The organism is Polaribacter haliotis (genome assembly GCF_014784055.1).
In the GTDB taxonomy this organism is placed as follows: Bacteria; Bacteroidota; Bacteroidia; order Flavobacteriales; family Flavobacteriaceae; genus Polaribacter; species Polaribacter haliotis.
The window spans coordinates 3395005-3407034 of record NZ_CP061813.1; the positions used below are offsets into that span (position 1 = coordinate 3395005).

Sequence of the window (12030 nt, forward strand, 5' to 3'; positions counted from 1 at the left end):
TTGAATCGCTTAAAATAGTTTGTTAAATAATTAGAATATTATTTTAAATAACAATAAGTTAACAAGTTAGTTTAGCCCTGATTGAAGTGGCATCCTTTTTATACCTAAGTAGATTTAGTATTTGTTATAATTATTAAATTACTTATTTAAAAAAAAATAAGGCTGAAATATAATTCTCATAAAAAGATATAACGTAAAGCAGGAAATAGCTTCAAATAAAAAACCTTTTCGATTGCTCAAAAAGGTTTTGTTATATTTAAAAAAGTTGAAGAATATTATCCGTTCATAGAAATTAAAAACTCTTCATTATTTTTAGAGAACTTAATTCTTTCATTAATAAATTCCATTGCTTCAATTGGATTCATATCCGCCAAATATTTACGTAAAACCCACATTCTCTGTACGTTTTTCGCATCTAATAATAAATCGTCTCTTCTTGTAGAAGATTTAATTAAATCGATCGCAGGATAAATTCTACGGTTAGAAATATTTCTATCTAACTGAAGTTCCATATTACCAGTTCCTTTAAATTCTTCGAAGATAACTTCGTCCATTTTAGAACCGGTTTCTGTAAGTGCTGTTGCAATAATTGTTAAAGAACCACCATTTTCTATATTTCTAGCAGCTCCAAAGAAACGTTTTGGTTTGTGCAATGCATTTGCATCTATACCACCAGAAAGTATTTTTCCTGATGCTGGTGCAACAGTATTGTAAGCTCTTGCTAAACGTGTAATTGAGTCTAAAAGAATTACAACATCATGTCCACATTCTACCAAACGTTTTGCTTTTTCTAAAACAATATTTGCAACACGTACATGTTTATCTGCAGGTTCATCAAAAGTAGAAGCAACAACTTCTCCACGAACACTTCTTTGCATGTCTGTAACTTCTTCAGGACGCTCATCAATTAATAAAACAATTTGATAAACTTCTGGGTGGTTTGTAGCAATTGCTTTCGCGACATCCTTTAATAACATGGTTTTACCAGTTTTAGGTTGTGCTACAATCATTCCACGTTGTCCTTTTCCAATTGGAGAAAATAAATCGATAATTCTTGTAGATAAAGAGCTTCCTTTTTCTGCCAAATTGAATTTTTCTTGTGGAAATAATGGCGTTAAATGCTCAAAAGAAACACGATCTCTAACAATATTTGGATTTAAACCGTTAATTTTTGAAACTCTAATTAATGGAAAATATTTTTCACCTTCTTTTGGAGGACGAACATTTCCTTTTACAGTATCTCCAGTTTTTAAGCCAAATAATTTAATTTGAGATTGAGAAACATAAATATCATCAGGAGATGATAAATAATTATAATCAGAAGAACGCAAGAAACCATAACCATCTGGCATCATTTCTAAAACTCCTTCACTTTCTATAATTCCATCAAACTCGAAGTCTGGATCTCTGTATCTGTTTCCAGATTTGTTACCATTACTTCTATTAGAGTTGTTTTTATCTCTAGGTTGGTTGGTGTTTTTGTTTTTTTGATTCGGATTCTTCTGATTCGGGTTCTTCTGTTGTTTTGGAGGATGATTTGGAGTTTTTTTCTCTTGTGAATCATTCTTTTTTACAACATTCTCTTTTTTTACTTCAGAAGCATTTTCTTTTTTAATAGGGCTTTTAGCTCTTGGTCTAATTACCTGTTTAGGTCTTTCTTCAGTTTTTGCTTCAGAAATTTTAGGTTCAGGAGTCTTACTTTCTAAAGATTTTGTTTCTGGAGTTCTCTCTTCAGTATTGTTATTATCTGTTTGTGGTCTTTTAATAACTCTTTTTCTTTTAGGTTTTTCAGCTTTTACTGAATCGTTATTTGTTGGAGCAGCAACAGTTTTTGTAGAAGTAGGGTTTGCAGCTTGTGTATCTAGTATTTGATACACTAAATCTAATTTTTTAAGTTGACTCGTTTTTTTTAGTCCAATAGATTTTGCAATTATTTGCAAATCAGCAAGAGTTTTTGCTTTTAGTTCCGATATTTCGAACATTATGTATTTGTTAAGTTAAAATGAATCTTAATTAATTTTAATAAGATTGTATTGAATGTTTTTTTTGATTGTAGTTATTTATATAGTACTATAAATAGCTTTTGTGCGGTTTATTATAATAACAAATATATGCTTTTTTTTTTAGTTCTCAATTTTCTTTTTAAAAAAGAAAGTTCTACTTTTGTCAGACTAGATTTTACAATATGATTCAAAGAATACAAACCATATATTTATTATTAGCTTCTGCAATTTCTGGTGGACTAATATTTGTATTTGATTTGTGGGAAAACTTAAAAAGAGAAGTTTTTGCATTCGATTTATTGAGTTCGGATTCTTTTAATTTAAAAATTATTCCTATATTGTTTCTAGTTTCGGCGATCTTAACTTTTGTGGCTATTTTCTTATTTAATAATAGAAAACTTCAGTTTGTAATTGGTCGTTTAGCAATTTTGGTAAACCTTATTTTATTAGGATTATCGATTTATTTATCTCTAAATTTATCTGGAGAAACAGCTGTTTCAGAGAAAGGTATTGGGATGTTTATACCAATTTTAGCTATTTTGCTTATTGTTTTAGCAAATAAAGCGATTAAAAAGGATGAAGATCTCGTGAAATCTGTAGATAGATTACGATAAAACTAACATCTTAGTTATATTTAGTGCGAAAAAAAACCGAGAATAATTTCTCGGTTTTTTTATTTTAAAAGAAATTTTTACGCATTCTTTCAAAGATAAAATTTTAAAAATGTAAATTTAGGGTTGTAAAAAGTGTAAAAAACACCATTTTTAAGCACCTGAAAATCAGTTATTTAAAAGTTTCGTATCCCTGAGCTCAGGGATAAGCATCCCTGAGCTCAGGGATGCGAAAAATATACGGTATTCAGGGATTGTTTGATGTGTAATAGTAAGTTAAATTTGTAAGGTAAAATGAATAAAAAAATACGCGTCCATATTGCAGACGATCACAAAATATTAATTGAAGGTCTAATTGCAGTAATTAATACTGAAAAAAGCCTTTCTATTAAAGGATATTCTTTAACAGGAAAGCAAGTAGTAGATTGGTTCGATAAGAAAGGAAACTCTGCAGATGTTTTAGTTTTAGATATTACGATGCCAGAGTTGGATGGTTTTGAAGTTTTAAAACATTTTCGTGAACAAAAGATAAATCAAAAAGTAATTATTTTATCTAGTTACGACGATATTAAAATTGTAGACGAAGTATTAAAACTAGGTGCAAGCGGATATATTTCGAAAGGAAATGCAGGAGGCCATATTATTCAAGCGATAAAGAAAGTAGCAGCTGGAGAGCAATATTTTAGCGACGATATCCAAAGTTTACTTTTACAAAAGATAACTGGAGGTAAATTACCAATTGGAGATGCACCTGAAGATTTTCTTTTTGAAAAATTAACCGAAAGAGAAATAAAAGTATTACGATTAGTAACATTAGAATATAATACCAGTGAAATAGCAGATCAATTAAATGTAAGCCATCACACTGTAGAAACACATAGAAGAAAATTATTAAAAAAATTAAATGTAAAATCATCAGTAGGACTAGCAATGTATGCAGTGAAATTTAAAGTAGTATAAAAACTACCCCCATTTTTTAAGTTAAAGATAATATCTTACCCCTAAACGACTTATAAAGTAATCCCCCAATACGTACTCTAAAATGTATACGTTGTTGCCTACTTTATTATAAACGAGTTTAACCAAAAAGTAATTTAACCTTAATCTTTAATTAATCCCATTATTATGAAATCTCTAAAACTACTTACTTACGTATTAGCAACAGCATTTGTATTTACTTCATGTTCTAACAACGAAAGTTTATTACCAGAACCAGAATCTATAAGTCTTTTAAAATCATTTAAAATTAAAAGAGATGCTAAAGGTGACTATTCAGTAGACTATAATTTACCAGATAACGTAAGAACAGAAAAAATTGTAAACGACAAGAAAAATTCTAGCCAAGTTTATTTATATTCTTCAAATGAAGGAATAAGCAGAAAGGAGTCACAAAACTTAATAGTTGATGGAAATGAATTGAAAGTTGGTTTTGTAGATACTAACACAAATAACAATCCTTATATTTTAATTGAAGACGATAATATCTCTTATGCTAAAGGGAAAAATGAAGAAATGTTATCTGAATATAGTATTGCATCAAACGAAGATGGTACTTTTTCTTTAGATTTTAAAGTAAATAATAATGTTACTGTAGATTTTGTTTATAATGAGAGTAAAAATATTTACGAAATTCATTTAGAAGCAGGTAAAGCTTCAAGTAAATCTTACAGCAGAACGTTAACAAAACAAGAAAGTAAAGTGTTAAAAATTGATTTTGTAAATCATAAAGCGAATGCTAAATTTTCATCTAAAGCTGCTGGAGAAACAGCAATTAGAAGAAAACCTAGAGTTTCAGTTGGTAATGGAGAAAGTACTGAAAATACAGGTTCTGTTGGATAGTATAAATAACAGACAAAAGCACTAAATAATTGAATAAGAAAATAAAGCTAATAATTTACACGATTTGTATTTTATTTAGTTACAACCTACTAAAAGCTACCCCCAATAGTTTAGAATTTACTGAAGAAGTTTTAACACTTAAAACTTCTTCAGTATTTCTTGTTTTACAAGATTCTGTATTTCAAAAAGAATATGACAAAATATTCGATATATATAAAAAGGAAGATTATATAAATGCATTAAAACTTGCTTTAAGTCTTTATGAATCTGAAAAAGGAAACACAAATAAGCAAAACTCCATTTCTGTAGCAATATTATTAGCCGATATTTATGATAAAACAAATAATCATAATAGAGCTTTACAGTACTATCGAGAGTCTTTAAATCTATTAGAAAGAGGAAATTTTCAAGAGTTTAAAAAAAATAATTATTTAAGCGAAAATCTCGCAAAAATATATCTAAGATTAGGGAGCTCTTTTCAAAATAATGCTCAAAAAGATAGTGCAAAATATTTTTATAAAAAGTTAGAGAATTTGTCAAGTGTTAATAATGCTGTCAATAATTATAAATCGATGGCATATAGTAATTTGATAGGTATTTATGAGATAGATTCTTTATATGATACTGCAATTGAATATGCGAATAAGTCTATAGATATCAATATAAAGACTAATAATAAAATTGGGCAAGCAAAATCAACAAATAATTTAGGTAATATTTACTTAGCTTTAAATAATTTCGAAAAAGCTAAAGAAGTTTATTTAAAAGGAATTAATCTAATCAAGAATGATAATAGTCAAACATCTGTAAGACAAAAAGCAGATTTATATTACAATTTGGCCTGGGCAATGCGTAATTTAAAAGATTATAAAGCCTACGATTTTCAAGAACTTTCTTATGAAATAGAAGATGGTATAAGAGATAAGAATTATAGAAGAATGGTAGAAAAGGTCTCTATGCAATTCGATGTAAATAGAGTAAAAAGAGAAGAAGAAAGTAAGCGAGAAAAAGATTTAGTTACTTTTTGGTTGTATGGTTCAATTAGTTTCTTAATAATTTTATCACTCTTATATTGGTTAAATTTCTATAAGTTGAAACAGAAGAATTTGAGCCTAAAACTTTCCCAAACGCAACTTATACAAAATCAAAATATAGAAAAAATAAAGTCGGAATCTCAAGCAAGAATTTTAAATGCGACCATAGATGGTAAAGAAAGTGAGAGAAAAGAGATTGCAGAAACTTTACACGATAGTGTAAGTGCACTTTTGTCTTCTGCGAATTTACATTTAATGGCTACAAAATCTAATTTTAATGGAAAAGTACCTGTAGAAGTAGATAAAACACAGCAAATTATTAAAGAGGCTTCAGAAAAAATTAGAGATTTATCGCACACATTAGTTTCTTCTGTTTTACTTAAATTTGGTCTTAATTTCGCCTTAAACGATTTGGCAAGTAAATATTCTAACTCTCAATTAAATATAGAAACAGATATTAAAGATCTTCGAAGATATCATCAAAATTTTGAAATTAAAGTATATAATATCATTCAAGAATTTTTAAACAATATATTAAAACATAGTAAAGCCAAAAATGCTATGATTAAAATGCATGAGGAAAATAATAAAATTTGTTTTGAAATCTCAGATGATGGAGTTGGTTTCGATAAAAAAATAATTTCTACAAAAGACGGATTGGGTATTAATCAAATAGAAGCAAGAATTCTAATAATGAAAGGATATCTTGGTATTAATTCTAGTGCGAATAATGGAACAAAAATTAGAGTAGAATTGCCAATTTTAGAAAAAGAAACTGTTAACCACGTGTAGCTAATTCTATAATTTCTAAATTTTTTATTTCTCCCTTTTCAAGCTCGAAACGTAACATTGTTCTTACTTTATGAAACCCGTGGTTTCCTGCGGCACCAGGGTTTAAGTGTAATAAATTCAACTTTTTATCATATTGAACTTTTAAGATATGAGAATGTCCTGAAATAAAAATCTTTGGAGAATTTATTTTAATTTCCTCTCGAATTCGTTGGTTGTATCTATTAGGATAACCTCCAATATGCGTTATCCATACTGAAACATTTTCAACTGTAAATTTAGCATCTAAAGGAAATTCTGCTCTTGCTTCATTATTATCTATATTACCAAAAACAGCACGTAAAGGTTTTAATTTTTTTATAGTATCTGTAACTTCTAATTTACCAATATCTCCAGCATGCCAAACTTCATCTGCTTGTTTTACGAACTTTAAAATTTGATCGTCAATATAACTGTGTGTGTCAGATAATAATAGAATTTTTTTCATTAGAATATTTAAAAAGAAAATCTTTTTTTTATAAATTGATGGCTAAATAGAATCTCAAATTTTATTTTTTACAGTGCAAAAATACCTAAAACCACTTAGTTGTCAAATGTAAGGATTACGAAATAAATTTCGTAATTTTGGTGTCTTCTAAAAACAATTTTCTTGAGATATTTTATAGAACTTTCTTATAATGGAAAAAACTATCATGGTTGGCAAATTCAACCAGATGCAATTTCTGTACAAGAAAAATTAAATTATGCAGTAAGTACTGTTTTGCAAGAGAAAATTGAAGTTGTTGGAGCAGGCAGAACAGATACTGGAGTGCATGCATCACAAATGTTTGCACATTTAGATGTATCAAAAAAAATTGAAGGAGATATTGTACACAAACTAAATTCTATTTTACCAAGTGACATTGTGGTTTACGAGGTATCTTTGGTTGAAGATGAAAAGCATGCAAGATTCGATGCAAAAAGTAGAAGTTACGAATACCGAATTTGGCAAGGAAGAAATCCGTTTTTATTAGATTTTTCATGGCAAATTCATTCACAGAATTTAGACATTTCTTTAATGAATGAAGCTGCAGAAATTCTTTTAGAATATGAGGATTTTCAAACTTTTTCTAAAGTAAAAACAGAAGTTTATACCTTTAATTGCGATGTAACAGAAGCTTTTTGGAAGCAGGAAGATAATCTGTTAACTTTTTACATTTCAGCAAATCGATTTTTAAGAAATATGGTAAGAGCAATTGTTGGAACTTTGGTAGATGTTGGCTTAGGTAAAATTTCTGTGGCAGATTTTAGAGCAATTATAGAAAGTAAGAATAGAGGAAAAGCAGGATTGTCAGTTCCTGCAAAAGGATTATTTTTAACTCAAATAAAATATTAAATTTTGGCAGATAAAACAGGAAAAGCTTTTGATATGCAAATCTTTTTAAGATTAATGAGCTTTGCAAAAAGATACAAGCTTAATTTCTTTATAGCAACAATCTCTACCATTTTGTTGGCAGTAGTTGCTCTTCTAAATCCATATATTTTAAAGAAAACAGTAGATTTATATATTGTAGATAAAGATACGCAAGGCCTTATTAACAGCGTGTTATTAATGCTAGGTATTCTTTTAGTGGAAGTTTTGTTGCGATTTACCTTTATTTATTTTGCAAATTGGGTTGGCCAACATATTATTAGAGATATAAGAGCAAAAACTTTTCGTCATATATTACAATTTAGAATGTCTTATTTCGATACGAATTCTGTTGGGAAATTAGTAACAAGAGTCGTTTCGGATATAGAAACCATTGCTGCTTTTTTTAGTAGTGGTGTTTTTACAATTGTAAGTGATGTTTTACAAATGTTCGCAGTTGTTATTCTAATGTTTATTTTAGATTGGAGATTGGCATTAATTGCAATTGCAGTGTTACCTATTTTATTATATGCTACAAAAGTTTTTCAAGTAGCTATAAAAGCAACATTTCAAGAAGTTAGAAATCAAGTCGCTAATTTAAACGGATTTGTACAAGAGCGTGTTACAGGAATGAAAATTGTGCAGCTTTTTAATAGAGAGAATATAGAATACAAGAATTTTAAGGATATTAATAATAAACATAAAGAAGCATATATAAAGACGATTTGGTATTTCTCGATCTTTTTTCCTATTGCAGAAATTTTATCCTCTATAGGAATTGGATTAATTGTTTGGTTTGGTAGTAAACAAATTATTGGAGGCTCTGTTCCAGGTCCAGGAACTGTAATGGCTTTTGTACAAATGGCTCAAATGTTATTTAGGCCTTTAAGACAAATTGCAGATAAATTTAACCAACTTCAAATGGGAATTGTTTCTGGAGAAAGGGTTTTTAAAGTTTTAGATACAGATAGTTCAATAACCAAAAACGGAACCATAACTGCTGGCGATTTAGAAGGAAATATATCTTTTAAAGATGTGCGTTTTAGTTATATTAAAGACGAGGAAGTTTTAAAAGGAATTTCTTTTGAAGTAAAAAGCGGACAAACAATTGCAATTGTGGGTGCTACAGGAGCAGGAAAATCGACCATTATAAATTTAATAAATCGTTTTTATGAAATTGATAGTGGTGTAATTTCTGTAGATGGAACCTCTATAGACCAATATAAATTACAAAGTTTAAGAGACCAAGTTGCAGTTGTTTTACAAGACGTTTTTTTATTCTCAGATTCTATTTTAAATAATATTACTTTAAAAGATGATAGAATTACATTACAAGAAGTAGAAAAAGCCGCCAAACAAATAGGTATTCACGAATTTATTTTAACACTTCCAGGAGGTTATAATTACAATGTAAAAGAGCGTGGAGCAATGTTATCTTCAGGACAAAGGCAATTAATTGCTTTTTTAAGAGCATATGTTAGTAAGCCAAGTATTTTAATTTTAGATGAAGCTACTTCTTCTGTAGATACACATGCAGAACAAATGATACAATATGCAACAGAAACGATTACAAAAGATAGAACTTCTATTGTAATTGCACACAGATTGGCAACTATTAAGCAAGCAGATAAAATTATTGTAATGGATAAGGGTTTAATTGTTGAAGAAGGAACTCATCAAGAATTATTAGAAAAAGAAAAAGGTTATTATAAAAATCTTTATGATAAGCAGTTTAGTTTAGATGTCGCTTCTTAAAGTTTACACTTATCTATTTAAAGATCTCTTTAAAATTAACTGTTATTTGGATCCTGCATTTTCTTAACTTGTTTTAATAATACTTTCTTTGGAGTAAAAGGAATTGCTTTCATCATTACTTTTTGAGAAAATGTAACTCCAGAAATAACATCTAAATCGCCATTTAACATGGCATTGTAACCATCTTTTGCAACAGATTTTGCATCTGCAGTGTTTTTAAATAAAGAAGTTTTGTCCATTCCAGAAGTTTTACCGAAATCGGTCTCTGTAGCTCCAGGCATTAAAGTTGTTACAGTTACATTTGTATCTGCTAATTCTTCCGAAATTGCATTACTAAAAGATGTTACATAAGCTTTTGTAGCAAAATAAACAGCCTGCATTGGACCAGCCATTAAACTTGCTGTGGAAGAAACGTTTAAAATTTTCCCACTATTTCTCGATACAAAGTCAGGTAAAAAGACATGCGTTAATGCAGTTAATGCAACCACATTTAATTGAATCATGTTTATGTCTTTTTTCAATTCTCTTTCATGAAATTTTCCAATTCCTCCAAAACCTGCGTTATTTATTAGATAATCGATTTCAATTTTACTGTATTTTACAAAATTATAAATTTCTTGAGCAGCATTTTTTTCGGTTAGATCTTTTTCGATAACACTTACATGAATCCCGAATTCTTTTTCTAATTCTTCTTTTAAACGAAGCAGTTTATCTTTGCTTCTGGCTACAATAACCAAATTTCCGCCAGATTTTGCATGAATTTTTGCAAATTCTTTTCCAATTCCACTGCTTGCCCCTGTAATTAATGCTGTTTTTTTCATAATTCTTGTCTTCTACAACAAAAATAGAATATATGCGAAGCGAATATTAACTCAAACCAAATAAGGTTTAACGATATTAGAATTCTAGATACAAAACATCATTTGGTCTAGTTTCTGTTTCGGAAATAGGAAAATCGTACAATGCAATTTTTTTAAATCCAGCTTTTTTGTAGAATTCTAATGCTCTAAAGTTTTTAATCCAAACATATAACCAAATTCCTTTTTGTAGATTGGTTTTAGTTAAGTTTAAATTATGTTGAAATAATTTGTTTCCCAAACCTAAACCATAAAACTCCTCTAGTAAATACAAACGCTCCATTTTGGTAACATTTGTTTCTTTAATGTTTTTATTTTCTTGATTAAAAATTACTTTTGAAAATCCTGCTAAATTGTCATTAACAAAAATTAAATTAAATTGATTATTGGGATTCGTAATTTCTTCCAACAAATTTTTTTCGCTAAAACTATGGCTCAGGTAATTCGTCATAATTTCATTTGGAATAGCGTCTTTATGTGGAATAACAAATGCTTTTTTACCAACCAAAGCCAAAGCAGTTATGTCTTTAGAGGTTGCTTTTCTAATTGAAACCATAAATTATATTAACCTTTACAACGAAGGCGCATTAAAAGTATCTCCTTGATTAATATCTCCAGTATCGAAACCTTTTTTAAACCAACGCATTCTTTGTGCAGAAGTTCCATGTGTAAAAGAATCTGGCACAACTCTTCCTCTAGATTGTTTTTGCAAACGATCGTCTCCAATTGCAAAAGCGGCATTTAATGCTTCTTCTAAGTCTCCTTGTTCCAATATTACATTCATTTTTTGAGAATGATGTGCCCAAACACCCGCTAAAAAATCTGCTTGTAATTCTAACATTACAGAATACTTATTGTATTCAGTTTGGCTAACTTGACCTCTCATTCGTTGAACTTTTCCACTAATTCCTGTAAGATTCTGGATATGATGCCCAACTTCATGTGCGATTACATACGCTTGTGCAAAATCTCCTGGAGCATTCATTTTAACTTCCATTTCTTCAAAAAAGCTTAAATCGATATATAGTTTATTGTCTGCTGGGCAATAAAAAGGGCCTGTTGCACTAGAAGCATTTCCACAAGCAGAAGTAACAGATCTAGAAAAAAGAACTAAAATTGGTTCTCTATAATTGGGTAATATTTTGTTCCAAACATTTTCTGTGCTTTTTAAAACACGTTTGCTAAAATCTGCCAATTCATTTTCTTTTGGAGTTCCTTTATAGTTTCCAGAATTAGTAATTTGGTTATTCGAACTTCCACCTGTTAGAAGAGATAATGGATTGTTTCCAGTAAAATACATTACAGCCACCACAATTCCCACAATAATTAACCCTTTTTTGGAAGTAATTAACTTTAGTAATAAAGGAATAAGCATAGTAACTAAACCACCACCAATTCCACTGCCAGAAGAAGATTGCCCTCTTCTATCCTCTACATTAGAGCTTTTACTACTTTTTCTCCATTTCATACTATTACTTAATTAAGTTTAATGGCTAAATTTAATATTTTTTTTTAGACTGTAGATAAATTTTTTAGAGATTGCTTAAAAATTGTTATACAAATTGTTTGTTTAAAACCAATATTGGGTATAATGGTTTATGAGAAAACTAAAGTTGAGGTTTGGGAAGTTTGAGGGATTGGTTCGTTTAACGTTGTTGTATAAGCTTTGTTGCGTGTTTTAAGCAACTAATTTAGTAAATAAAACACAAACCAAGAAAGTCCGCGAGGACTTTCGCAAGTAAGTAAAAAGCC

Annotated in this window: 11 protein-coding genes; 6 read left to right on the top strand and 5 right to left on the bottom strand. The window is 29.1% G+C overall.

Features of this window, described 5'->3' with window-relative positions; translation table 11 throughout:
* Window positions 1–275 precede the first annotated feature (275 nt).
* The gene (gene rho / locus H9I45_RS14520) at window positions 276–1982 is read right to left on the bottom strand and encodes a transcription termination factor Rho (protein WP_088354409.1); all 1707 of its coding nucleotides are present in this window, start codon (window positions 1980–1982) and stop codon (window positions 276–278) included.
* Between the two features lie 203 nt (window positions 1983–2185).
* Here rho and H9I45_RS14525 point away from each other — a divergent pair, with 203 nt between their 5' ends.
* From H9I45_RS14525 to H9I45_RS14540, 4 genes are all read left to right on the top strand, one after another.
* Window positions 2186–2617 carry a DUF4293 domain-containing protein gene (locus H9I45_RS14525; protein ID WP_088354408.1) on the top strand — a complete coding sequence of 144 codons (432 nt, stop codon included), beginning with the start codon at window positions 2186–2188 and terminating at the stop codon, window positions 2615–2617.
* A 291-nt stretch (window positions 2618–2908) separates the two neighbouring features.
* Window positions 2909–3574 carry a response regulator gene (locus tag H9I45_RS14530; protein WP_088354407.1) on the top strand — a complete coding sequence of 222 codons (666 nt, stop codon included), beginning with the start codon at window positions 2909–2911 and terminating at the stop codon, window positions 3572–3574.
* A 165-nt stretch (window positions 3575–3739) separates the two neighbouring features.
* Window positions 3740–4453, top strand: a complete 714-nt coding sequence (locus tag H9I45_RS14535; RefSeq protein WP_088354406.1) for a hypothetical protein — start codon at window positions 3740–3742, stop codon at window positions 4451–4453.
* 29 nt (window positions 4454–4482) lie between these two features.
* Window positions 4483–6279: a tetratricopeptide repeat-containing sensor histidine kinase gene (locus H9I45_RS14540; protein WP_088354405.1), complete on the top strand. Its 1797-nt coding sequence runs from the start codon at window positions 4483–4485 to the stop codon at window positions 6277–6279.
* On the opposite strand, the gene H9I45_RS14545 is transcribed toward H9I45_RS14540, so the two are convergent.
* Entirely contained in the window at window positions 6266–6763 is a 498-nt protein-coding gene (locus H9I45_RS14545) for a metallophosphoesterase family protein (protein WP_088354404.1), read from the bottom strand. The two genes, H9I45_RS14540 and H9I45_RS14545, sit on opposite strands and share 14 nt — an antisense overlap.
* A 162-nt stretch (window positions 6764–6925) precedes the next feature.
* Between H9I45_RS14545 and truA the strand changes: the two genes are divergently transcribed.
* A complete protein-coding gene (gene truA, locus H9I45_RS14550) occupies window positions 6926–7651 on the top strand; it encodes a tRNA pseudouridine(38-40) synthase TruA (RefSeq protein WP_088354403.1) in 726 nt (241 codons plus the stop codon).
* A gap of 3 nt (window positions 7652–7654) precedes the next feature.
* On the top strand, window positions 7655–9421 hold the full coding sequence (locus H9I45_RS14555) for an ABC transporter ATP-binding protein (protein ID WP_088354402.1): 1767 nt from the start codon (window positions 7655–7657) through the stop codon (window positions 9419–9421).
* 35 nt (window positions 9422–9456) lie between these two features.
* On the opposite strand, the gene H9I45_RS14560 is transcribed toward H9I45_RS14555, so the two are convergent.
* The 3 genes from H9I45_RS14560 to ypfJ all read right to left on the bottom strand — a co-directional run bounded on the left by H9I45_RS14560 (window position 9457) and on the right by ypfJ (window position 11746).
* Window positions 9457–10242, bottom strand: coding sequence for an SDR family NAD(P)-dependent oxidoreductase (locus H9I45_RS14560; protein ID WP_088354401.1), 786 nt, complete (start codon window positions 10240–10242; stop codon window positions 9457–9459).
* Between the two features lie 76 nt (window positions 10243–10318).
* Window positions 10319–10834: a GNAT family N-acetyltransferase gene (locus tag H9I45_RS14565; protein WP_088354400.1), complete on the bottom strand. Its 516-nt coding sequence runs from the start codon at window positions 10832–10834 to the stop codon at window positions 10319–10321.
* 15 nt (window positions 10835–10849) lie between these two features.
* Window positions 10850–11746: a KPN_02809 family neutral zinc metallopeptidase gene (gene ypfJ, locus H9I45_RS14570; protein WP_088354399.1), complete on the bottom strand. Its 897-nt coding sequence runs from the start codon at window positions 11744–11746 to the stop codon at window positions 10850–10852.
* Between the last annotated feature and the right edge of the window lie 284 nt (window positions 11747–12030).